The 21,986-nt window shown below is 40.1% G+C and carries 25 protein-coding genes; 14 read left to right on the forward strand and 11 right to left on the reverse strand.

The features are described from left to right. The 6 genes from ACTCIM_RS06845 to ACTCIM_RS06870 all read left to right on the forward strand — a co-directional run. Positions 1–598 (forward strand): flagellin (locus ACTCIM_RS06845; RefSeq protein ID WP_472314663.1); only part of this gene is annotated, 598 nt, incomplete at its 5' end. A 113-nt stretch (positions 599–711) separates the two neighbouring features. Beyond that, positions 712–2,406, forward strand: coding sequence for a flagellar filament capping protein FliD (gene fliD, locus ACTCIM_RS06850; protein WP_464279097.1), 1,695 nt, complete (start codon positions 712–714; stop codon positions 2,404–2,406). 15 nt (positions 2,407–2,421) lie between these two features. Then, positions 2,422–2,787 (forward strand): flagellar export chaperone FliS, encoded by a 366-nt coding sequence (gene fliS / locus ACTCIM_RS06855; RefSeq protein WP_029970166.1) that lies wholly within the window; start codon positions 2,422–2,424, stop codon positions 2,785–2,787. A gap of 85 nt (positions 2,788–2,872) precedes the next feature. Continuing rightward, a complete protein-coding gene (locus tag ACTCIM_RS06860) occupies positions 2,873–3,448 on the forward strand; it encodes a hypothetical protein (RefSeq protein ID WP_035260881.1) in 576 nt (191 codons plus the stop codon). Then, positions 3,449–5,053 (forward strand): FmdE family protein, encoded by a 1,605-nt coding sequence (locus ACTCIM_RS06865; protein WP_472314665.1) that lies wholly within the window; start codon positions 3,449–3,451, stop codon positions 5,051–5,053. Positions 5,054–5,205: 152 nt separating this feature from the next. Further along, the gene (locus ACTCIM_RS06870; protein ID WP_464279094.1) at positions 5,206–6,075 is read left to right on the forward strand and encodes a universal stress protein; all 870 of its coding nucleotides are present in this window, start codon (positions 5,206–5,208) and stop codon (positions 6,073–6,075) included. A 1-nt stretch (position 6,076) separates the two neighbouring features. Here the strand turns inward: ACTCIM_RS06870 and ACTCIM_RS06875 are convergent, their stop codons facing one another. From ACTCIM_RS06875 to ACTCIM_RS06895, 5 genes are read right to left on the reverse strand one after another with little or no spacing between them, the layout of a single operon-like run. Beyond that, positions 6,077–6,847 (reverse strand): ElyC/SanA/YdcF family protein, encoded by a 771-nt coding sequence (locus tag ACTCIM_RS06875; RefSeq protein ID WP_472314667.1) that lies wholly within the window; start codon positions 6,845–6,847, stop codon positions 6,077–6,079. 3 nt (positions 6,848–6,850) lie between these two features. After that, on the reverse strand, positions 6,851–7,912 hold the full coding sequence (aroC, locus tag ACTCIM_RS06880) for a chorismate synthase (protein ID WP_464279092.1): 1,062 nt from the start codon (positions 7,910–7,912) through the stop codon (positions 6,851–6,853). Next, positions 7,909–8,442, reverse strand: coding sequence for a shikimate kinase AroL (gene aroL, locus ACTCIM_RS06885; protein WP_472314670.1), 534 nt, complete (start codon positions 8,440–8,442; stop codon positions 7,909–7,911). The genes aroC and aroL overlap by 4 nt, the downstream gene beginning before the upstream one ends. After that, a complete protein-coding gene (locus ACTCIM_RS06890) occupies positions 8,427–9,026 on the reverse strand; it encodes a TrmH family RNA methyltransferase (RefSeq protein WP_472314671.1) in 600 nt (199 codons plus the stop codon). The genes aroL and ACTCIM_RS06890 overlap by 16 nt, the downstream gene beginning before the upstream one ends. Before the next feature lie 19 nt (positions 9,027–9,045). Beyond that, the gene (locus ACTCIM_RS06895) at positions 9,046–9,804 is read right to left on the reverse strand and encodes a TlyA family RNA methyltransferase (RefSeq protein WP_029967405.1); all 759 of its coding nucleotides are present in this window, start codon (positions 9,802–9,804) and stop codon (positions 9,046–9,048) included. An 86-nt stretch (positions 9,805–9,890) separates the two neighbouring features. On the opposite strand from ACTCIM_RS06895, the gene dut reads away from it, so the two are divergent. Genes dut through ACTCIM_RS06920 form a run of 5 tightly spaced genes read left to right on the forward strand, consistent with a single transcriptional unit; the run spans position 9,891 to position 14,853 of the window. Next, positions 9,891–10,349 (forward strand): dUTP diphosphatase, encoded by a 459-nt coding sequence (dut, locus tag ACTCIM_RS06900; RefSeq protein WP_029967404.1) that lies wholly within the window; start codon positions 9,891–9,893, stop codon positions 10,347–10,349. An 18-nt stretch (positions 10,350–10,367) separates the two neighbouring features. Further along, positions 10,368–11,297, forward strand: a complete 930-nt coding sequence (locus ACTCIM_RS06905) for an AEC family transporter (RefSeq protein WP_464279088.1) — start codon at positions 10,368–10,370, stop codon at positions 11,295–11,297. A 9-nt stretch (positions 11,298–11,306) separates the two neighbouring features. Next, a complete protein-coding gene (locus ACTCIM_RS06910) occupies positions 11,307–12,500 on the forward strand; it encodes an aspartate aminotransferase family protein (protein WP_464279087.1) in 1,194 nt (397 codons plus the stop codon). Beyond that, on the forward strand, positions 12,500–14,098 hold the full coding sequence (locus tag ACTCIM_RS06915; protein WP_472314673.1) for a glycerol-3-phosphate dehydrogenase/oxidase: 1,599 nt from the start codon (positions 12,500–12,502) through the stop codon (positions 14,096–14,098). The genes ACTCIM_RS06910 and ACTCIM_RS06915 overlap by 1 nt, the downstream gene beginning before the upstream one ends. 17 nt (positions 14,099–14,115) lie before the next feature. Further along, positions 14,116–14,853 carry a glycerophosphodiester phosphodiesterase gene (locus ACTCIM_RS06920; protein ID WP_472314676.1) on the forward strand — a complete coding sequence of 246 codons (738 nt, stop codon included), beginning with the start codon at positions 14,116–14,118 and terminating at the stop codon, positions 14,851–14,853. Here ACTCIM_RS06920 and ACTCIM_RS06925 read toward each other — a convergent pair whose 3' ends face one another. From ACTCIM_RS06925 to ACTCIM_RS06945, 5 genes are read right to left on the reverse strand one after another with little or no spacing between them, the layout of a single operon-like run. Further along, positions 14,854–15,708, reverse strand: a complete 855-nt coding sequence (locus tag ACTCIM_RS06925) for an ABC transporter permease (RefSeq protein WP_029967399.1) — start codon at positions 15,706–15,708, stop codon at positions 14,854–14,856. Next, positions 15,705–16,559: an ABC transporter permease gene (locus tag ACTCIM_RS06930; protein WP_029967398.1), complete on the reverse strand. Its 855-nt coding sequence runs from the start codon at positions 16,557–16,559 to the stop codon at positions 15,705–15,707. Before ACTCIM_RS06930 ends, ACTCIM_RS06925 begins: the two co-directional genes overlap by 4 nt. Positions 16,560–16,571: 12 nt before the next feature. Beyond that, a complete protein-coding gene (locus ACTCIM_RS06935; RefSeq protein ID WP_029967397.1) occupies positions 16,572–17,642 on the reverse strand; it encodes an ABC transporter ATP-binding protein in 1,071 nt (356 codons plus the stop codon). Between the two features lie 50 nt (positions 17,643–17,692). Further along, positions 17,693–18,382: an extracellular solute-binding protein gene (locus tag ACTCIM_RS06940; RefSeq protein WP_472314679.1), complete on the reverse strand. Its 690-nt coding sequence runs from the start codon at positions 18,380–18,382 to the stop codon at positions 17,693–17,695. Beyond that, positions 18,339–18,752 (reverse strand): extracellular solute-binding protein, encoded by a 414-nt coding sequence (locus tag ACTCIM_RS06945; RefSeq protein WP_472314680.1) that lies wholly within the window; start codon positions 18,750–18,752, stop codon positions 18,339–18,341. The genes ACTCIM_RS06940 and ACTCIM_RS06945 overlap by 44 nt, the downstream gene beginning before the upstream one ends. Positions 18,753–18,960: 208 nt before the next feature. Here ACTCIM_RS06945 and ACTCIM_RS06950 point away from each other — a divergent pair, with 208 nt between their 5' ends. From ACTCIM_RS06950 to ACTCIM_RS06960, 3 genes are read left to right on the forward strand one after another with little or no spacing between them, the layout of a single operon-like run. Beyond that, positions 18,961–19,734, forward strand: coding sequence for a DUF4198 domain-containing protein (locus ACTCIM_RS06950; protein ID WP_472314682.1), 774 nt, complete (start codon positions 18,961–18,963; stop codon positions 19,732–19,734). Next, positions 19,735–20,151 carry a hypothetical protein gene (locus ACTCIM_RS06955; RefSeq protein WP_029967383.1) on the forward strand — a complete coding sequence of 139 codons (417 nt, stop codon included), beginning with the start codon at positions 19,735–19,737 and terminating at the stop codon, positions 20,149–20,151. A gap of 51 nt (positions 20,152–20,202) precedes the next feature. Beyond that, positions 20,203–21,645 (forward strand): ATP-binding cassette domain-containing protein, encoded by a 1,443-nt coding sequence (locus tag ACTCIM_RS06960; protein ID WP_472314685.1) that lies wholly within the window; start codon positions 20,203–20,205, stop codon positions 21,643–21,645. Here ACTCIM_RS06960 and ACTCIM_RS06965 read toward each other — a convergent pair. Further along, positions 21,642–21,938, reverse strand: a complete 297-nt coding sequence (locus ACTCIM_RS06965; protein ID WP_029967372.1) for a MerR family transcriptional regulator — start codon at positions 21,936–21,938, stop codon at positions 21,642–21,644. The genes ACTCIM_RS06960 and ACTCIM_RS06965 overlap by 4 nt on opposite strands. Positions 21,939–21,986 lie beyond the last annotated feature (48 nt).

The raw sequence follows: 21,986 nt of genomic DNA on the forward strand, positions 1-21,986 counted from the left end.
GATTATTGACTCTGAGTATCAGGCCATGGCTTCAGAAATTACCCGAATTGCCAATGCCACAGACTTTAATGGCATTTATCTCTTAAATGGAAACCTCTCTGCAGGAACTTCCCATCTTGACCAATCTGCTTGGTACAATGACCACAATGGTGCTGGCTTAACTCCCACAGGTCCTTTAAAGGTACACTTTGGTACAGGTAATGATTCTGCAGAAGACTATTACTACATTGCCATTCAAACCGCCACAGCCTCTGCCTTTGGCCTGGGTAATAGTGCTGCTAGTACTGCTGCTGGTTATACCATCTCCACTCAAAGTGCTGCCCAAAATGCCCTTACTGCTATTCAAGACGCCATTGTTTCCAAGGATAGAATCAGGGCCTCTTTAGGTGCTTTACAAAACAGATTGCAAAACACCATTACCAACTTACAGATTCAGGCGGAGAACCTCCAGGCTGCAGAATCTCGTATCTCTGACGTGGACGTGGCCACAGAAATGACCGAATTCGTAAGACAACAGATTCTCACTCAATCTGCAGTAGCCATGCTGGCTCAGGCCAACAGCTTACCCAGAATGGCCTTGCAATTGATTTCTGGTTAATGTTTAAGTGCTTTCTTAGACTAAAAAAGGGTAGGCTCAGCCTACCCTTTTTTTAACTCAGGCATTCTTTTTGCATATTTTCCAGGCAAAAGGACTTTTTTGCCGGGGGAAAAATGGTTGCAGAAACTGATTATCTCACTTCAGGACAAATCCACTTTACAGGTCTTGGCTCAGGCACAGATTTTGACACCATGATTAACAAGCTGGTGGAATTAGAAAGCCAGCACATTACTCGTTTACAAACCTGGAAACAATCCTGGCAGGATAAAATAACTGCCTTTCAAGAACTAAATATTGCCATGCTCAACCTGGAAAGCACCTTAAAGGGCATGGATTCCTTGCAAGAATTTTTTATCAAAACCACTGATACCACAGATAGTACTGTTTTAACTGCCAGTGCTTCCAGTTCAGCGCAGGTGGGCACTCACTCCATTGAAATCAACCAGCTGGCCCAAAATCATGTCCTGGTCAGTAAAAACTCCTTTGCCTCTGAAGATACTATCATCAATAATACCGGCGGAGACGAAACCTTAACTTATACTTACAATGGAGAAAATGTAACCCTTACCATTCCTGATGGGACAAGTCTTTCTACCCTGGTTAACCTGATTAACAACGACCCCAATAATCCGGGTATCAGGGCTTCTATTCTCAAAAAATCAGATAATACCTACCATCTACAGCTAAAAGGCCTGGATCTGGGCAGTAATTATAGCATCACTATTAGTAGTGGTCCCAGTAGTTTTGATTCAGATGCCTCTTCTAGCATAGACAACAGTGATTTTTTTGAAACTCAAAGTGCCCAAAACTCCCAGATTAAGGTAGATGGTTTTCCCAGTGATGGCACCTGGATTGAACGCAGTTCCAATACCCTGGATGATGTGATCACAGGGCTTACTCTGAACTTAAAAGATACAGGAACTGTTCAACTTACTGTAAGTAATGATACTTCGGCCATAAAAGAACAAATCGTTACCTTTGTGGACCAGGTAAATAGTATCTTAAGCATTATTCGGGAGCAAACCAAGGTAGATAATTCCACCGGAGAAGGCTCCCTACTTACTGGAAACTATGGCCTGCAAATCATTCAGCAAAAAATAAAAGATATCCTCTCCTCTAAAGGTATAGGTTTTGACCGCAATAGTGATACCTACACAGTACTTGCCAGCATAGGCATAACCACAGATGCCAATGAATCCTCTCCCACTCTGGGACAACTACTTCTAGATGAAAGCAAGTTGGATGAAGCCTTAAGCAATGACCCGCAAGCAGTAGCTGAAATTTTTAGTGCTGATTATGTACCTACTAGCTCCAGTTCTGATTTTCGCTATTATTCCCATATCTCTGGCATAACCCAGGGAGGAGTTTATACTGTCTCCTATACGGTGAGTGGAGGAGTGATTACTTCTGCTACCATAGACGGCAAAACAGCTAGTATTTCCAATAATATTCTCACCGCTACCGAAGGAGATGCCAAGGGTCTAGCCATTCAGGTGGACAATCTTACAGATGGCACCTATAGCGGAACCCTGCGCTTAAAATACGGTAAAATTTTGGAATTAAGGGACAGCCTAGATGAACTAACAGACTCTGATACAGGCCCCCTGAATGTGCTGGAAGACAATTATAATGAAATCATTGAAGATATAGACGAAAAAATTGCCTGGGAACAAAAACGAATTGAGCGCTATGAAAGCGACCTGCGAGATAGATTTGCCCGTTTAGAAGAATTACTGGGCTACTACAATCAACTGGATACTCAACTATCTTCCCAAATCAAATCCTTAGGTAGTGGAAGTAGTTCTTAAGGAGGAACACCCAAAATGCAACTAGCTCAAAACTATCTTAAAGTTCAGGTAAATACCACTTCCCAAGAAGAACTGGTGGTGCTAATCTTTGAAGCTGCAATCAAATACCTGGAACAAGCCAAGGAAAAAATAAAAGAAAAGGATTATGCCCAGAAGGGAATTTTAATCTCCAAGGCCTTGGATTGTATAGCTGAGCTAGATTCCAGTTTAAATATGGAAAAAGGGGGAGAAATAGCCAAAAACCTTCACGCCCTTTATTTTTACTGTCAAAGTAAACTCCTTATGGCCAACCTAAAGCTAGACTGCCAGGTCATTGATGAGGTCATTGGTATTTTGCGCAAAATAGGCTCTGCCTTTGCAGAAATTACCCAATCTAGCTAATTCTTTTCTTGTGTTTTTTTTCTCTTACTTGCCTTTTTAAAGCCAACAGCCTATCTAGGTTTTATATCTTTTTAGCTGGTAACTTATGTCCTACTTATTACAATTTTATCTCTTAATTGACCCCTTGCTTATTTTCTTCTTTAGAATTCCTAAAATCCCCATTCTGGGCTTTTACCTGGGCAATGGGGTGCTAAGCCTTATCTGTGTACTTCTAGGCGAAATAACCATGGTCTTAATTTATCGCTACAATAAATCCTATTTTGACCAATTAAACCAGGAAATGCTCCAAAACCACACCCTATCCATCAAGGCAATTCTATTTAAAAGTAAAGAGCACTACAAAGCTGCCAACACCCTGGCCAACGAAGCCTTTGGAAAAACCTTTTTTGCCAGCTTAGCCCTTTTTGCTTCTTCTCTCTGGCCTATTCCCTTTGCTTTGGGCTGGCTTAGTTTTCGTTTTAATGAAGTAACCTTTCCCCTTTGGCCCACTTCTTTTGAATTGGGATATGTGGGAGTATTTATTCCCATCTATATTTTAATCCGAATGCTCTTGGGAAAAGTGAAAAAAAAGATTTCCTGGTTGCAAATTGGAGACAGCAGCCTAGAGGAAGAGGAAATTCTCTCCTGGCAAGACTTACATAAAAAAAGTGAGGAAAAATAAATGCGTTTGGGCGAATACTCTTTTCAAGAATTTATTGAAGTCGTCAGAAAGTTTCACGGTAGTCCTGCTCCAGGCATACTTTTAGGTGGAGTTATGTTGGAAGTGGGTAAGAAACTTCTTCCTCCCAAAACCATTTTTGACGTTATCTGTGAAACCCCCAAGTGTCTCCCTGATGCTGTGCAACTCCTTACTTTATGTACCATTGGTAATGGCTGGTTAAAGATTTTTAACTTAGGCCGCTATGCCCTTACCCTCTATGACAAATATGAAGGTACAGGAGTCAGAGTATATGTAGATAGCGAGAAATTAGACCAGGCACCTGCCTTAAGGGATTGGTTTTTAAAACTGGTTCCCAAAAAAGAACAATCCTTGAGCCAGATTCTGGAAGAAATAAGGGAAAAAGGAGAAAACATTCTATCCACTACCGAGGTAAAGGTTAATTTAAATCTGGTCAGCAAAAGTAAGCGCTCTCAAATAGGTATTTGTCCCTTATGTAAAGAAGCCTATCCTCTAAAGGACGGCTCCATTTGCCGTGCCTGTCAGGGAGAAAGTCCTTATCTGGATACAGAAATTAGTACTCCTCAGTTAAAAACCATTCCAGCCCATAAGGCCCTGGGCAAACCCTTAACTCACGACCTTACCCAAATAATCCCGGGCCAAAGCAAAGGAGCAGTCTTTAAAAAAGGAGATATTCTCAGTGCTGGCGATCTCTGTCGACTCCAGCAAATGGGCAAGGAACATCTCTACGAACCCTTAGATGATAATCAAAATTTTATCCATGAAAACGAAGTAGCAGAAGCCTTTGCCCAAAAAATGGCTGGACCTGGAGTAAGTTATGACCTTCCTCCCAAAGAGGGAAAAATAAACTTTAAAGCCAGTAGGGATGGACTCTTTGTAGTAGATAGGGAGAGACTTGTTTCCTTTAACCTGGTGCCAGAAGTAATGTGTTCCTGCAGGCAAAACTACTCCCTGGTCAAAAAAGATGGGCTCCTGGCTGGCACCAGAGCTATTCCTCTTTATCTGGCAAAAAAGTATTTTCTCCAGGCCTTAAGTTTTTTGGATACTCCTCTTTTTAAGGTACTGCCTCTACCAGAAAAAAAAGTAGGGCTTCTCATTACTGGCAATGAGGTCTTTTATGGACACATAGAAGATAAATTTGAACCCATTATTACCAATAAGGTTGAAACCCTGGGAAGCAAGGTCATAGCCACTGTAAAAAGCCCGGACAATACTAAAGAAATAAAAGACGCTGTTCACTTGCTCCTGGAGAAAGGGGCAGACCTTGTCATTACCACAGCGGGGCTTTCTGTAGACCCGGATGATGTCACCCGCAAAGGGCTAATAGAAGCTGGGTTAAAAAATTACCTCTATGGAGCACCCATTTTGCCAGGAGCCATGACCCTTATAGGGGAAATAGGCCAGGCAAAAGTGCTGGGCGTGCCAGCTTGTGCCCTTTATTTCCAGAGGACCAGCTTAGACCTTATTTTACCCAGACTTATTGCTGGAGTTAACATTCAACGCAAAGACCTGGCTGAAATGGCTGAAGGCGGACTTTGCCTTAATTGCAAGCAATGCACTTTTCCCAAGTGTTATTTTGGTAAATAGCCCTCCTAATCCTTCTCCAATAACCCAAATCTCCTAACCCACCTGGTTTCTTAAGAAGAGGTGGGTTTCCTTTTATTTTTTTCTTTAACTTGACTTAAAAACTACTCTTTTTTAGTTTTAAAACCAGAATAACCAATAAAGGGAGATCCTACATGGAACTGAGTAAAAAATTCCTGGTTACGGTAAGTGAAGATTATTCCAAACTTTATGGAGTAAAATTTTTAGCCAGTTTTTTAACCAACCTCAAAAACATCTTCATTGACCTTATCTACATCGCTCCCAACCCCAAAAAAAATCACCCCCAAAACGGTAGTGAAGCTCTCATTACACATAATTTAAAAGAAAGTTATCAGAAAAAAGGCCAAGAGGCTTTAAATACAGCTCTAGACTACCTCGTTAACCACAATTTTAAAAAAGAACATATAAAAACTATCTTTAAGTATCAAAGTTATTCTACAGCAGAAGATTTAATTTATGAAGCCCATAAGGGGTTATATGATGCGTTAGTCTTAGGCAATAGAGGCCTTTCCTTTTTAGAAGAAAAAATATTTGGAAGTGTAACCAAAAACATTTTAAAGGCTAAAATAGATTTTCCAGTCTGGGTCTGTAGAGAGCCTCAAATCAAAAATAGAGATGTAGTTATTTGTGTAGATGGAAGTAGAGAAAGTTATTGTGTAGCTGACCATGTGGGATTTGTTCTAAATGACCAGCCAGAGCACAAGATATACCTTCTCCATATCTTAGATAAAGATAGTAAAGATCCCTATCAACTATTTAAAAAAGCAGAAGAAGAGATTACTGGCAATGGCTTTCCTCGTACCCACATTGAAAGCAAAATACTCCAAGGAAAAGATGTGTGTTCCCTTATTTTAAATTTTGCAAAAGAGAAAAAAGCTGGGGTGGTAGCTTTAGGTAAAAGCGATTCGGAAGAAAAAATTTTTAGTTTATTCTTCAAAAGTAATTCAGTCTCTTCCGAAATATTCAAACGCTTTGAACATATGGCCTTGTGGATGTGTAAATAAACTAAATATATCCCTTCAAGTCAGACCAAAGGAGGCCCAAAAGCTCGTAAAAAAGCCTCTCGCTTTTTTGCACTCCCTTATAAGAGGGAAAATACTCCCAGAGGGTATAATTGGAAGTTTTTCTCGTTAGGTAAGGACTGGGCGAGGGAATGGGATTAAGGCCTTCTTTTTGAAAAAGTAAAAGAGCTCTTTGCATATGGGTAGCTGAAGTAACCAGGACAAAATTTTTACCCTTTAATAAGCGCTTCAAATTTAAAACTTCTTCTCTCGTATCTAAAGAAGTTTCTTCCACTAAAATATCTGTAGCAGGCACTCCTAACAACACAGCCACTTCTTTCATTACCTGGGCATTGCTCTTTTGGTCCTTTATTTTACCCCCAGAATAAATCAATTTAGCCCCTGGGAACATCTTTTTCAATCTAATGCTTTCAATAACCCTAGGTAAAGTCAAGGGCTGGAGCTCAGAATTGGGAGGCAAAAATTCATTACTATCATGCCCTCCGCCTAAAACCACAATATAGCTAATGGGTTCTTTAGGGATTTCATTTAAAGGTAAATAGCGATGTTCAAAGGGATAAAGTACCTGATCCATAAAAGGTTCAGAAGAAACTAAAAATAAAAAAACTGCACCAAAAACTACAAACCCAATCCCATAGTTTCTTTTTTTCTTATTTTTATAGCAGATATAGACACCTAAAAGTATAAATTCCAGGGCCAAAGGCAAAGGGAAAAGCAGACGCGAAATTATTTTTTTTAAATAAAAGGCAACCAAAATTTACTCCCTTTTTATTTTGCTTTGTTGTAAAAGGACAAAATCCGCCAGCACCAACAAAACCATTGCCTCCAATACTGGAACTATCCTGGGAATAGCTGAAATATCATGCCTTCCACCAATACGAATCTCTACCTCTTCTCCCTGCTGATTGATGGTTTTCTGGGGTTTGGCAATAGACGGAATGGGTTTTACCGCTGCTCTTAAAACCAAAGGTTGGCCAGAAGAGATTCCTCCCAAAATACCTCCGGCCTGGTTGCTTAAAAAGCCTTCTTTACTCAAAGGGTCATTATTTTCACTGCCCAAAAGCCTGGCTGCTTCAAATCCACTTCCTATTTCCACTCCTTTTACAGCTCCAACTCCCATGAGGGCATAGGCCAATCTGGCATCCAGCTTGTCAAAAACAGGCTCTCCCAAACCTGCAGGCACATTTTCCACCACTATTTCCACTATTCCACCCAGCGTATCTCCGGCCTTACGCACCTCTTTTATCCTTTGCTCCCACAGGGAAATAACTTCCGTTTCAGGGGCAAAAAAAGGCCTGCTTTTAGATCCCCTTATATCTTCTCTTTGAGCTCTAATTCCTCCTAACTCCAGAGTATAGCTAAAAATTTCTATCCCTAAAGTTTTTAAAAAGGTCCTGGCAATAGCTCCTCCTACTACCCTGGAAACAGTTTCTCTACCTGAAGCCCTGCCACCACCTCGATAGTCTCGAATCCCGTATTTCCGGGCATAGGTAAAATCAGCATGCCCTGGTCTATAGATATCCTTTAGGAAACCATAATCTTTTGAACGCATATCTTCATTGGCAATATAAAAACCAATGGCAGTACCAGTGGTTTTACCCTCAAAAACCCCGGAAAGCAGTTTAACCTTATCCCCTTCTTTCCTCTTGGTAGCCGCTATACCCTGCCCAGGACGACGCAAGTCCAAATCCCTTTGAATTATTTCTTCACTAAGTTCTATTCCTGGAGGGCAACCTTCTACTACACCGCCCAGGCCCGGGCCATGAGATTCTCCAAAAGTAGTTAACCTAAAAATTCTGCCAAAGGTATCTCCACTCATTTTCTGACCTTATTTAAAATCTCATTTACAATTAGTTCTAAATTTTTATTTCCATCTATAATTTCAGTAGCACAGTCAAGATAAAATTTTTCCCTTTCCTGTAAAACTGTTTCTATTTCTTTTTCTAAAGACAGGTTGGTTAAAGGAGGCCTGTTGGTTAAGGCCTCTTTATGGCCAAGTCTCTTTAACACTTCTTTAACACTTACCTCTAAATAAAATACCCATTTTTTCTGTTTTAAAAAAGCTCTATTTTCCTTTTTTAAAATAATTCCACCACCAGTAGCTATTACAGTACTAGTCAAATTACCAGTTAAGTAAAGCACTTCTGTTTCCAGAAGACGAAAATAGTCCCAGCCCTTTTCTTCTACCAGTTGAGTAATATTTTTCCCCTCTTTTTCAACGATGAGCTCATCAGTATCCAGAAAAGCAAACTCTAAATTTTGAGCCAACAATTTACCCACCGTGGTTTTTCCACTTCCCCTGGGGCCTATTAGATAAATGTTTTCCTCTGCTTTTATTTTTGCGCCCATTTTAGCTCCCACTCAGCAAGTTCTTCAGGAGTTAAAGAAGGGCTTGCATACAAGCCTTTTTTTTCTCTTTGCCTGAAGGCTTCATACAAGATAATGGCTGCAGCTACAGAAACATTAAAACTTTGCACCATGCCCACCATGGGGATATAAAGCTCATGGGGCACAAGTTTAATTAAGGCTTCTTCCACGCCCCTGTGTTCATTACCCAAAATAACTGCCGTAGGTTTACTAAAATCCCAATCCTGCACCCTAAGAGCTGTGGAAGAAAAACCAGTTCTAACCAAGGTAAATCCCTGACTTTGTAAAGATTCAACCATGTCTCTGGCCTCTTTGTGCCGAATACACTCCACCCATTTTTTGGCTGAAGCAGAAGACTTTTTACCCAGTACAGGAAAGGCTTCTTTTGAATAGTAAAGATGTACCCAGCCCACGCCAAAGGCATCACAACTTCTCAAAATAGCCGAAACATTGTGAGGGTCATGAATATTGTTCAGGATTAAAGTAAGTTCCTTTTGTCTTTTGCTTAAAACCTGCCTGATTTTCTCCCTTCTTTTCTCTGTAAGAGTCTCCACTGGTCTAAACAAGGCTAACTCTCCTCCTTAATTATTCTCCATTTTTTAAAGCATAGAGAAGATATTCCTGGTTCCCTTTAGGGCCTTTGATTTTAGAAGGGACCGTACCTCTAACTTCCAGTCCCAGTTCTTCTACCTTAAGACATATCTCTGTAAGCACTTGCTGTTGCTTATCCCAGGAAGTCACCACTCCCTTTTTAGTTTCGCCTTTGCCTACTTCAAACTGGGGCTTAACCAGAGCAACTACTTCTCCTTTGGCCTTTAAAAACTTCAATGCTGCAGGAAGGACCAGCTTTAAACTGATAAAGGAACAATCTATGGTCAAAAAATCTACCTTTTCAGGCAAAAGTTCTGGCTCGGCATAACGAATGTTTATCTTTTCCAGATTAATCACCCTGGGATCCTGGCGCAATTTATAATCCAGTTGTCCTTCCCCCACATCCAGGGCATAGACCTTTTGGGCTCCGTGTTGTAAAAGACAATCTGTAAATCCTCCAGTAGAAGCTCCCACATCCAGGCACACCTTATCCTTTAACTGTAACTTAAAGTGCTCAATGGCAGTTAAAAGTTTATAGCCCCCTCGACTCACAAAGCGCTCTTTTTCTTTGAGTTTAAATTCTGTTTCTTCTAAATAGGCACTGCCAGGCTTTTCCACCAGATACCAGTGTCCCTCTCTTTGAAAGAAAACCTGGCCAGCCATAATAAGCCTTTTGGCCTTTTCTCTAGAATCCACCAGTTTTTTTCGCACCAAAAGAATATCTGCCCGCTCTTTTCTTTTTTTGCTAGCCAACCCCTTCCTCCAATTTACATCTTGCTTTCCCCAGGCGTTAGTTCTATTATTCTTTTTACCTCAAGCCAAAGGAGTAGTAAGTAAAAGTGAATGAGCTTCCTGTAAAAGTCAAATTTTTATCCCCTCTTTGTACCCCTCAAAACTTAACCTATGCTACAGAACACTCCGCCGGGCTGGACCTTAGGGCCTGTATCTCAGAAAAAGAACTGTGGATAGCTCCTGGGGAAAAGAAAAAAATTCCCACTGGCATTGCCATAGAAATAACTCAAAAGAATATAGCTGGCTTTATCTTTTCCCGTAGTGGTCTAGGGACCAAAGAAGGACTGGTGGTAACCCAGGGAGTAGGCGTGGTGGACCCAGATTATAGAGGGGAAATCTTTGTCTCTCTTTACAACTTAAGCTCTACTCCCCAAAAAATAGAACAAGGCCAGCGCATAGCCCAGCTTATTTTCCTGCCTTTTTTTAGAGCCAAGCTTATTCCTGCTGATACCCTGGCTGAAACTAAAAGAGGGGCAGGAGGTTTTGGACATACTGGCAAACAATAACTACCCCCCACTAACACTATGGATTCCTTTTTAGCCATTTTAAATACAGTTTTACCTGTGTTTTTACTGATTTTTCTGGGTTATGGATTAAAAAAAGTGGGTTTAATCTCTGAAACTTTTTTGCAAGAAGGCAACAAAGTTATCTACTATGTTTTCTTACCCCTGCTTATCTTTTATAAAATAGCTCTAGCTGACTTTAAAACCAGCTTTAATCCCTATCTGGTTTTAGCCTCTTATCTGGCCTTAATCCTTTGTTTTCTAGCTTTTATGCATATACCTAACAAATCCCCGGCCCTAAAGGGTACTTTTGTTATGTCTTCTCTACGGGGGAATTTGGCGTACATTGGACTTTCTGTAATCTATCAAGCCTACGGAGATAAAGGGCTCCTGATTGGCAGTGTTTTAATGGGATTTCTGGCTCCTCTGCTCAATTTAATCTCTGTGCTAGCCTTTGCCTTTCGCAAAGACATTCAGGTCTCTATTAAACATATTATAGTCAAAGAAATCTTACTCAATCCTCTTATTTTAGCTTCTTTTTTGGGTATTGCCTTTAGTTTGTGGGAAATAAAACTTCCTATTCTTATTGACAGGACCATAGCTCTTTCCTCTGGACTTACTTTACCTCTGGCTTTAATCTCCATAGGTGGCACTTTTACCTTTGAAAAGATAAAGGGAAATTTAAAAATACTTGTGCTCTCTACTGGCTGTAAGCTTTTCTTCTTACCTTTGTTAACCTATCTTTGCCTTTTACTTTTTCCTATAGAACCTCTAGAAAAGGCTGTGGCCCTAATTTTAGCTGCCACTCCCACTGCCATTGCCACCTATGTAATGGCTCAGGAGTTAAAAGGAGATTTACACCTGGCCAGAAGTCTGGTTATGCTAACGACACTTCTCTCTATTTTTAGTTTCACTTTATATCTTTTTTTACTGCAAAAATATCTTTTCTAGGAGAGAAATATGAAGAGTTTACAAGAATTTCAACAAAAGGAAAAAGAGTTGTTAATGCCCACCTATGCCAGATATCCCCTGGCCATTGAGCGGGGAGATGGATATTTTCTCTATGATTTTGAAGGAAAAAGGTACTATGACTTTTTGGCAGGAATTGCTGTTTGTATTCTGGGACACAATCATCCAGCCATAAATCAAACCCTAGCCAGACAGAGCCAAAAACTTATCCATGTAAGCAATCTCTTTTTTCAGGAAGAGCAGCTAAAATTAGCTGAAAAATTACAAAAATACTCAGGCCAAAGAAAAATCTTCTTTTGTAATTCAGGTGCAGAAGCCAACGAAGGTGCCATAAAACTGGTTCGGCGTTATTTTCAAAGAATAAAAAAAGAAGAACGCTACGAAATTATCACCTTTAGCAACTCCTTTCATGGCAGGACTCTGGCCACCCTTACGGCTACAGGGCAAGATAAAGTAAAAGATGGTTTTGCCCCTTTACCTGCAGGCTTTAAAACCATTCCCTTCAACGAAGTACAGGCCCTAGAAGAGCACTGCACTTCTAAGACTGCTGCTATCATGCTGGAGGTGATTCAAGGAGAAGGAGGAGTTAATCCCTTAAGTCCTGAATTTGCCTTGCAAATTAAAGAAATTTGTAAACAAAAAGACTTATTACTGATTATAGACGAAGTACAAACAGGCATAGGCAGGACAGGCAAGTTCTGGGCTCATGAACATTTTGCTCTGGAGCCAGACATTATTACCACGGCCAAGGGCTTAGGAGGAGGGCTGCCCATAGGCGCAGTTCTGGCCAAAGAGGAAGTAGCTCAGGCCTTTACTCCTGGCTCCCATGGAACCACCTTTGGTGGAAATGCCCTGGCTTGTGCTGTAAGTACTACGGTTTTAGAAGTATTAGAAAGGGAAAACTTAGTGGAAAATACCCAAAAATTGGGAGATTATTTTTACATCAAAGGGGAAAGCTTACTTCAAAAATATCCTCAAAAAATAAAAAATATCAAGGGAAAGGGCCTGATGCTTGGCATTGAATTGCAAGAAGAAGGAAAAAAAATCTGGCAGTCCCTTTTAAACAAAGGCTTTATAACCAACCTTACTCAAGATAAAATTCTACGCCTTTTGCCTCCCTTAACCATAGACCAAAAGGCAGTGGATGCATTTTTCTTGGCTTTGGAAGAAAGTTTTAAGGAATAATGGAAACTCGTTTAAAAGAAAATACTTTTGACCTGGTGGTCATTGGAGGAGGAGCCACTGGTTGTGGCCTGGCCCTGGATGCTGCCACTCGTGGTCTTAAAACCCTGTTGCTGGAAAAAGAAGACTTTGCTTCAGGCACCAGCAGTAAAAGCAGCAAACTCTTACACGGTGGGGTCAGATATTTAGAGCAGGCCATAAGACATCGGGACAAAGGCCAGTATCAGTTAGTAAAGGAAGCCTTAAAAGAGCGCTTTTTACTCTTACAAAATGCCCCTCATCTCTGTCACTCTTTAACCTTTATTGTCCCCCTTTATAGATGGAAAGACCTACCTTACCTCTTTACCGGGCTTTGCCTCTATGATTTTATTGCCAAGGATAAATCCCTGGGTAGAACCAAACTTATTTCAGCCCACACCACCTACCAAATTTTTCCTTTCTTAAAAGAAAAAAAACTAAAAGCAGGTCTAATCTACTATGACGGCCAGTTTAATGACTTTAGGCTGGCTATCTCTCTGGTAAAAAGTGCCAGTAAGTATGGGGCTACTCTCTTAAATTACGCTGAAGTGCAAGATTTTATCCTGCACCAGGGGAAAATTAAAGGAGTAGTATTTGTAGATAAGTTAACTGGAAAAACCCTGGAAGTAAAAGCCAAGGTAGTTATCAACGCTACAGGACCCTGGCTGGATAAAATAAGAAAACTGGCTAATCCCGGGGCTGAAGACCTCTTAATTCACTCCAAAGGTTCTCACCTGGTTTTTAAACTACCGATAAAAGACCCCTATGCCCTTTTAATTCCCAGAACAAAAGATAATCGGGTCATTTTTCTTTTACCCTGGTTTAATCAACATTACCTTCTGGGCACCACAGATATTCAATCTTCTTTAGAAGACCCCTTAAAACCAAGTAAGGAAGAAATAGATTATCTCTTACAATATTTTCACCTCTACTTTGACTACCCCCTGGAAGTGAAACACCTTACCTCTTCCTGGGCAGGCCTAAGACCCCTTTTAAAAAACAATTCCAGTAAGGACACTGCTTCTTTGAGTAGAGAGCACTACATTGAAATCATGGAGAATAATTTAGTAAGTATTGCAGGTGGTAAGTGGACGACCTTTCGCAAAATGGCCCAGGAAACCTTAGACCTGACCTTAAGCAAATTTAATCTAACTGCTAAAAAATGCCTTACTTCTCAAATCAAACTCTTTGGCAGTGAGACCTTTGACCAAGCCTTTAAACAAAACTTTCTGGCTCAAAAAGAACTAGCCCCTGACATCTTAAACCACTTACTAAATACCTATGGAGATAGAGCCTATAAAGTCCTGGAGTTAGCTAAAAACCTAAACCTTACAGAAAGAATCCTAGAGGGTTTTCCCTATATCCTGGCTGAAGTGGTTTATTGTTTAGAAGAAGAATATGTATTTAATTTTCTGGATTTTTTGGCCAGAAGAATTGATTTGGCAGAAATAAATGTGGAAAAAAGTATTCTGGCTATAGAAAAAATCCAGGATATATTTTGTACAAAACTCAATTGGGATAGAAAAACCCTGGAAGAAAATAAAAAACAGGCCATAACCCAATTAAAAAATTTTACTTTTTAAAGAAAGGAAACACGCAAATGAAAATAATCGCCCACAGAGGAGCTTCCTTTTATGCCCCGGAAAACACCTGGGCTGCTTTTAACCTGGCGATAACTCAACAGGTAGACGGAATAGAAATGGATGTACACCTAACTAAAGATAAAAAAATAGTAGTCATACATGACCTTAACACTGATAGAACTGGTAGTGAAAGCCACATCATAGAAGATAGCTCTTATGAAGTGTTAAAAGACATAGATGTTGGTAGCTGGTATGGAACAGAATTTAATACGGAAAAAATACCTCTTTTAGAAGATGTTTTAAACAAAATACCTCAAAACCTAGAGCTTTACATAGAAATAAAAAGTGATTTAAAGATAATTGACCCTCTTTTAGAGCTAATCCACAAATACCCAGAACAAAAAAATAGATTGGTTTTATTTAGCTTTAACTTAGAAGTGGTTAGTACCCTAAAAAAATATCTTCCAGACCATACCCTCTTGTGGATAGTTGAATATGGCTATAACCATGCCTTAAGTAAAAATATGTACCAAGAGACCATTACCAAGGTGGAAAAGGCGCATCTAGATGGTCTTTCTACTCTGGCAGACTTACGACACTGTCAAAACTTGGCTCCAGAAATAATAAAAAGGCAGTGGATTTTTAATGTCTGGACAGTGGACAATCTTGCCCTGGCCCGAAAATTAAAGGAACTGGGAGTGACTTCTCTTTCCACCAACAGGCCAGATTGGATTATAAAGGCCTTAAAAAGCTAACTACTCCTTTTTATGGCTAAAATAAAGATTTATTAAGGCCAGGGTAGAAGTAAAGACAATCATCAAAAAGGAAATGGCGTTAATAACTGGCGTACTTCCATCTCTTACCTGCAAGTAAAGATTTATGGGCAAGGTAGGTTCAGAGCCTACCAGAAAAAGGGTAGTATTGAAGTTTTCAAAACTCATTAAAAAGGCCACTGCTCCAGAACCAATAAGAGAAGGTTTTAAATATCTTAAGGTAATGTGCCATATTACCTGCCAGCGGTTAGCTCCCAAATTTAAAGCAGCCTCTTCCAGAGTCCGATCAAATTTTTTCAACCTGGCTGAAACCACCAGCACCACAAAGGTGGTAATAAAAGAAAACTGACCCAACACCACCAGCCAGAAGCCAGGGGCCAAAAGGGACACATCCCAACCAAAATGGTTCTCCAAAAACACCCCCAGGCCATTGCTGGCCAATAAAATGGAGATGCCCAAAATAACCCCGGGAATTACCAGAGGAGCAAGGGTCAACATATACAGGGCTTGCTTGAATCTAAAATTCTCCTGTTCAAAGAGAAAGGCTCCCATGGTGCCTACGACTAAAGAGAAAAAACTTACGACCAGAGCAGTCTTGATACTTACCCAAATACTCCTAAGGTTATTGCTGTCATAAAAAATACCCACTCTATCTGGGCCCTTGGCCAAAAACCAATCCAGAGAAAACCCCTTCCAGGGCAAACTGGGAAAGTCAGAATTATTAAAGGCGAGTACACAGGTAATTAGAAGTGGAGCAAAGAGAAAAATATAAAAAAGCACAATGTATAGTTTAAACAAAAAGGAATAGCTTTTACTGTGGGGAAGAGTTCTAATCATTGCACTACCTTGGTCAAATTTTGTCTAGTTAATTTCAGGCCTATCCAGATAATCAAGCTGGATAAAGCTAAAAGCAAAAAGCCAAAAGCTGCACCCTGATTCCAGTTAAAACTGGCAATAAACTGGGTATAAATCTGTTCAGTAAACCAAAGAGAGCTTTTACCCCCAATCAGATTGGGAGTAAGATAATTGCCCAAAGTAAGCATAAAAACCACTATAGCGCCAGAAGTAAGGCCTGGCTTGGAATGAGGTAAAATAATTTTGGTCAGAATGGTCCAGGAAGAAGCCCCTAAATCATAGGCAGCTTCAATTAAACTATCATCTAAACTCTCCAGAACTGAAAGCAAAGGCACCACCATAAAGAGCATGGAGGTGTAAACCAGGACCATGACCATGGAAATGTCGTTATACAACATTTCCACAGACTTAGAAATTAGTCCCAGTTGTAACAAAAAGTGGTTTATAACCCCACTTTCCCGCAGTAAAATCATCCAGCCATAGACCCGAACCAACTCACTTACCCAAAAGGGCATGAGTAATAATACAGCTAAAAAGCCACTAAAGCGAGGATTGGCCACCTTGGTAATAAAAAAAGCCACAGGAAAGGCAATAATAGCGGTTATACAGGTAACCAGGATAGAATAAATGGCTGTGCGCACAAAAGTCAGCCAATAAATGGGCTCAGAAAAAAAATTCTTATAATTGGCAAGACTCCAGGAAGTATTACCCACCCAATCCTCAGTGCGCAAGGACATTAAAAACAGCTCAATATGAGGAACCACAATGAGCAAAAATAACCACAAAAACACTGGAATAAAAAATACATAAAAGCCAAGTTTTTTCCCTGCCACCTGGGATTCTCCTTAAGAAAAGGCTAGGCTGTCCTCATAAAACCAGCCAATGTTTAAGTCATCTCCGGGCTTAAGATGAGCAAACTTTTTATTTTGGGGCAAGGCAACCATTATTTCTGGTCCTGCAGGTAAAAGGCAGAGCAATTTAGAATTGGCTCCATCAAAAAGGATATCCTTTATCTTTACCTTTAACCTGTTAACCTTGCTCAAATTTTCCTCAGGCTCCAACAAAAAGCTTTCTGGTCGAATAAATACACTTATTTTTTTACCCAAGCGATAGGAGCCAGCCCTTACCCAGAACTCATGACCATAGGCAGAAACCAGAACCATTTCCCCTTCTTTTTTAAGCATCTCTCCTTCTAGGGCATTGTTATCTCCTACAAACTTAGCTACAAAGGCAGTCTTGGGGCTGCGGTACAAATTTTGAGGAGTATCTATTTGTTCAAATCTGCCCTTATTCATTACGGCCACAAAATCAGACATAACCAGAGCTTCTGACTGGTCATGGGTAATGTAGACAAAAGTAGTGCCCACTTCTGCCTGAAGCTTCTTTAATTCTACTTTCATCTGCTCTCTTAGCTTCAAATCCAAAGCGCCCAGGGGCTCATCTAAAAGTAATACCGAAGGTTCTAAAACCAGAGCTCTGGCAATGGCTACCCTTTGTTTTTGTCCTCCGGAAAGTTCATTGATTTTTTTCTTCTCAAAACCAGACAATCCCACCCTGGCTAAAATATCTTTTACTTTGGCTTCAATAACCTTTTTCTCTACCTTTCTTCTCTTCAGTCCAAAGGCTATATTTTCAAACACATTCATCATGGGAAAAAGAGCTAAATTCTGAAAAACCAGATTCACGGGCCTTTGATTGGGCGGAATGCCATTAACCAGCTTCTGCCTGATGTAAATCTGGCCCTCTGTAGGTTCTAAAAATCCAGCAATCATTCTCAGCAAAGTTGTTTTACCACATCCAGAAGGGCCTAAAATGGAAAAAAAATTCCCAGAAACCACCTCAAAGGAAACTTCATCTACAGCCTTAAATGTCCCAAAAACCTTGCTTACCTTTTCTACTTTAAGATCAACTACCATAAGAACCTCAATAAAGGCCCTGCCCTAAAAACAGGGCCTTTAAATTATTTTTAACGAGCAGCTTTTACTTTATCTAGGATTTTGGCCTCAATGGCCTCAATCTGAGCTGGCACAGGGGGATACCATTTAATGTTGTCAATGTCAGCAGAAGAAAAGGAGCGTGTCAAATTATCTTTAATTTCAGGCAGTAAGAACTTTTCTACCCCTTTGGAAGCAGTAAAATACCCTTCCTTGTTGGTAAAATAAGCAGCATTTTCTGGCTCTAACATAAAGTTAATCCACTTATAGGCAGCGTCTACATTCTTGGCCTTGGCAGGCAGGGCAAAGGTATCTATCCAGCCCAGGGCCCCACTTTTGGGAGCAACAAAATCAATATCAGGATTTTCCTTATGTAACTTCCAGCCACCACCATCCCAGCCCATGGCCACAAAAACTTCCTTGGAACGCAAGAGCTCCAGCAAGGCATCTCCATTGGTCCAGTAGTTCTTCACCAGGGATTTGCTGGCAATAAGCTTTTCTCCAATTTTTTCCATCATCTTAGCATATTCTTGAGGATTGGAGTAAAGTTCAAAGGGATTATAACCCAAAGCAAAGGCCAAACCAATAAGGGTAGGTCTTTTCAAACGATAACTAATTCTACCTTTGTATTTGGGATTTAACAGGTCTGTATAGTCACTGGCTTCTGGAGCGAACTTCTTATTGACAATAAGTCCAGAAGTCCCCCAGCAAAAGCACTGCATAGGATTTTCCCTGGACCAAAGTATTCTTTTTTACTGCTTCTAACATGGAAGGAATGATGTTTTCTGTCTTTATTTTGGAGTAGTCCAAGGGTTGATAAATGTGATATTTGGCCTGAACAGAGGCAATCCTATCCTGGCTGGGCTGAATTAAATCAAACCCACCTCCTCTGGTTGCCCTTAATTTGGCAATCATCTCCTCATTGTTGGAATAGGTGACTTCCACCTTAATTCCTGTCTGTTTTTCAAACTTTTCCACCAGTTCCTTGGGAGCATACCCCTTCCAGGTTAATAACTTTAAAGTGGACTGGGCCCATCCCAAAGACACACTTAAAAGCAATATGCTTATTACACCCACCAACACCTTTTTCATAGCTAACCTCCTAAAATATTTAGACCTACCTGAAAAAGACTAAAAAATATTTTGCATCAGGTCAAGCTAAGGTTCAAAAAATTTACCCTTCATTACCACCAGGTAACATTTTCTTTACCTTTTAGTAATACTATTTTTTAAATTTTATGTTGACATAAAAAAATAAAAACAATAACACAAAACGCAAATATTTTCTCAGGAGGTAAAAATGAAAAGATTCTTTTTAACCATTTTTTTTCTTTTGTGGGGCATAAGTAATGCCCTGGCCCATGAATTTATCCTCAAGCCCTATTATTTTTCCCTGTCCCTGGGACAGGTTAATCCTTTTCAGGTGATTTCTGCCCATACTTTTATGCTCAGTGAAGAAACAGAGCCTGTGGATAAGGTAAAAATCACCCTCTTAACCCCTTCTCAGCAAAAACAAAGTTTAAGCTTAAAGCCTAATGAGCAACTCCTTACCCTAGACGGCAGTTTTGAGCCTCAGGCAGAAGGGACTTACATCCTTTTAGGCCATCGCGAGGGAATGATCTGGACCAAAACCACTTCTGGCTGGAAGCAACAAAGTAAAAAGGGCTTAACTGGAGTTCTTAGCAGTGGAAAATATGAAAAGCTGGCCAAAACCATTATAAATGTGGGCCAGGTTTCTCCCCAAGACAGCTTCTTTAAGCACAAAACCGGACAAATTCTGGAAATAACCCCCCTAATAAATCCCTATTTTTTAAAAGCAGGAGACCTTTTACCTGTGCAAATAACTTATAAAGGGAAGCCCTTTTCCCTGGAAGTGCGAGCCACTTATGACCGTTTTTCTCTCCAGGAAGGCACCTATGCCTATCTCACCCAAAGCAATGAACAAGGTATAGCCTACATCAAGATTACTGCCCCTGGCATCTGGATGGTAAGGGTGGAAAAAGAAGAGCAGGTTTCTTCCCCTGATTATGACAAGCATGTAATAAGGTCTGTATTGACCTTTGAGGTGCGCTAGATGGTTTTCTGGATTTTTTGGTTTTTGCTTGGCCTGCCTTCTTCCTCTCTGGCTCACGGGCTTGGTTGCAATCTCTATACCCAGGAACTACCTTACTTTGAGGTCTATTTTTTACCTCAAGAAAGCGCCTCTTTTGCTGAAGTAAAAGTTATTGACCCTACAACCAGAGACATACTTCTTAGGGGGCAAACCGATTTTCAGGGTCGGTTTGCCCTTCCTCCCTTTACTCAAAGGGTAAAGGTGGAAATAAAGGCAGGCATGGGGCATAAAAAAGTCTTTTACCTGGAACCCAGTTCTTTAAAAAAGCCAAAAACTTTAAACAACACCCCTTCTCTTTTCCTGAAAATAATCCTGGGCCTATCTTTGCTCTTAAATGGCTACCTCCTAGCCCGCATAAACACCTCCCGCAAGGCTTAAAGGCCAGCTTTAAGCCTTGCCTTTTAATCCCTTCTCCTTTACCTTTTGAGTATGAAAATTGAGCTCAAAAAAGCTAATATCTACCGCCAGGATAAGCTATTACTTAAAGACCTCTCTCTTACCATCTCTTCAGGAAAACACTTCTTTATCCTGGGGCCCAATGGAAGTGGGAAAAGCTCTCTTTTAGACTTCTTACTGGGCTATCTATCTCCAAAACCTGAGGAGATTAAAACCAGAATTTATTACCTAAACAATACTTATTCCCACTCACCCTTAACCCTAAGGCCTTATATCAGCTATCTCAAACCTGAAGATGTGGATTTTTACTGGGAGCAGGAATTAAACTTTAAAGTACAGGAAATTTTAGCTTCTGGACTCAAGGGAGAAATTTTTCCCACCCTATCCTTTGCCAGCTTGCCTGAAGAATTAAAACAACTAACCAACTTCCTTGGCTTAACCCCTTTCCTGCAAAGAAATTTTTTCAGTTTATCCACAGGAGAAGCTAGAAAGGTACTTTTGGCCCGCACCTTTTTTAGCAAACCCCAATTTCTCTTTTTAGACGAACTATTTTTAAATCTGGACCCAAAAGCCAGCCAGGACCTTATCCAGTTATTAAGCAAGTATCTGCAAACCCATAAAGCCGCTCTGGTTTTAACTTCTCATCACAAAATAGATTTTCCCTTCCCTGTTAATTACTTATGCATAAAAGACCAAACCCTGGTTCCCTGTACCAACCCTAAAACTACCCTGCCTAAAAACAAATTTTCTTCTCAACTTCCTTCCAGTCCCACTCTGCTCTCGCTAAAAAAATGTCTGGTAAAAAGAGAGCATAAAACCCTTTTGGAAGTAAAAGAGCTAAACATAAAAGAAGGTGCTAAGCTTGCTATCTTAGGCCCTAATGGAAGTGGAAAAACCACCTTTTTTAAACTGGTTAAAGGAGAAATCTATCCCTTAAAAGGTGGAGAGCTTATTTTTAAAGGACAAAACTTACCTCCCAGAAATATTCGGGAAAAAAACTTGGGCTTTTTCTCTCCAGAAATAAAAAACTATTTTGACCAGGATTTAAAAGCCTGGCAAATCATTGCCACAGGTCTTTACGCCAGCTACCATCCCTTTAAACCTTTGCAAGCACAGGACAAGCAAAAGACCTTAGACCTGATGAAAAAATTTTCCTGCTTGGATTTGGCTAAAATAAAGTTTAAGCACCTGTCTTTTGGCCAAAAGAATAAAATTCTGCTTTTAAGAAGCATTATTTTAAATCCCCCAATATTGCTTTTAGATGAGCCTTTTATTGGCCTAGATGAAGTTCAAAGAGAACTTTTTATCTCCTATTTAAAACTCAAGCCAGAACTTACTTTACTTATTAGTGCGCACGAAACTAATTTGCTGGAAGAATTATGCCTGGAAGGAATAGTTTTAGAGAAAAACCAATTGGTTTTTCAGGGGACTTTTCAAGAAGCAAAAAGGTTTTATCTTCAGAGGATAAAAATTTAGTCCAGCAATTTTAAAATATCTTTTAACTCCTTTCTAATATCTTCTACTTTTTCTAACCAGCGGTTATGCTCCTGTAAGCGAAGCTTTGCTCCTTCAATGGTCAACTTTTCTTCATAAAGGAGATACTTGATGCGTTTTAAAAGTTTTAAGTGTTCTTCAGTATAAAGACGCTGGCCCTTACTGGAACGCTCAGGAGTAAGCTGGGGAAACTCCTTTTCCCAGAAACGCAGGACATAAGGCTCTAATTCCAACTCTCTGGCCACTTCACCTATTTTATAATATCTACTTTTCATTGCTTTGAAAAAACAAAGGCGAACCCCAAAAAGGTTCGCCCTCAAAAA

The sequence above is a fragment of the Desulfonauticus sp. genome (genome assembly GCF_055126295.1).

Bases quoted from the DNA above. Each gene is read 5' to 3' on its own strand.
- fliD (WP_464279097.1), top strand. From the start codon at position 712: ATGGTTGCAGAAACTGATTATCTCACTTCAGGACAAATCCACTTTACA.
- fliS (WP_029970166.1), top strand. From the start codon at position 2,422: ATGCAACTAGCTCAAAACTATCTTAAAGTTCAGGTAAATACCACTTCC.
- ACTCIM_RS06860 (WP_035260881.1), top strand. From the start codon at position 2,873: ATGTCCTACTTATTACAATTTTATCTCTTAATTGACCCCTTGCTTATT.
- ACTCIM_RS06865 (WP_472314665.1), top strand. From the start codon at position 3,449: ATGCGTTTGGGCGAATACTCTTTTCAAGAATTTATTGAAGTCGTCAGA.
- ACTCIM_RS06870 (WP_464279094.1), top strand. From the start codon at position 5,206: ATGGAACTGAGTAAAAAATTCCTGGTTACGGTAAGTGAAGATTATTCC.
- aroC (WP_464279092.1), bottom strand. From the start codon at position 7,912: ATGAGTGGAGATACCTTTGGCAGAATTTTTAGGTTAACTACTTTTGGA.
- aroL (WP_472314670.1), bottom strand. From the start codon at position 8,442: ATGGGCGCAAAAATAAAAGCAGAGGAAAACATTTATCTAATAGGCCCC.
- ACTCIM_RS06905 (WP_464279088.1), top strand. From the start codon at position 10,368: ATGGATTCCTTTTTAGCCATTTTAAATACAGTTTTACCTGTGTTTTTA.
- ACTCIM_RS06910 (WP_464279087.1), top strand. From the start codon at position 11,307: ATGAAGAGTTTACAAGAATTTCAACAAAAGGAAAAAGAGTTGTTAATG.
- ACTCIM_RS06915 (WP_472314673.1), top strand. From the start codon at position 12,500: ATGGAAACTCGTTTAAAAGAAAATACTTTTGACCTGGTGGTCATTGGA.
- ACTCIM_RS06920 (WP_472314676.1), top strand. From the start codon at position 14,116: ATGAAAATAATCGCCCACAGAGGAGCTTCCTTTTATGCCCCGGAAAAC.
- ACTCIM_RS06925 (WP_029967399.1), bottom strand. From the start codon at position 15,708: ATGATTAGAACTCTTCCCCACAGTAAAAGCTATTCCTTTTTGTTTAAA.
- ACTCIM_RS06935 (WP_029967397.1), bottom strand. From the start codon at position 17,642: ATGGTAGTTGATCTTAAAGTAGAAAAGGTAAGCAAGGTTTTTGGGACA.
- ACTCIM_RS06940 (WP_472314679.1), bottom strand. From the start codon at position 18,382: ATGCAGTGCTTTTGCTGGGGGACTTCTGGACTTATTGTCAATAAGAAG.
- ACTCIM_RS06945 (WP_472314680.1), bottom strand. From the start codon at position 18,752: ATGAAAAAGGTGTTGGTGGGTGTAATAAGCATATTGCTTTTAAGTGTG.
- ACTCIM_RS06950 (WP_472314682.1), top strand. From the start codon at position 18,961: ATGAAAAGATTCTTTTTAACCATTTTTTTTCTTTTGTGGGGCATAAGT.
- ACTCIM_RS06955 (WP_029967383.1), top strand. From the start codon at position 19,735: ATGGTTTTCTGGATTTTTTGGTTTTTGCTTGGCCTGCCTTCTTCCTCT.
- ACTCIM_RS06960 (WP_472314685.1), top strand. From the start codon at position 20,203: ATGAAAATTGAGCTCAAAAAAGCTAATATCTACCGCCAGGATAAGCTA.
- ACTCIM_RS06965 (WP_029967372.1), bottom strand. From the start codon at position 21,938: ATGAAAAGTAGATATTATAAAATAGGTGAAGTGGCCAGAGAGTTGGAA.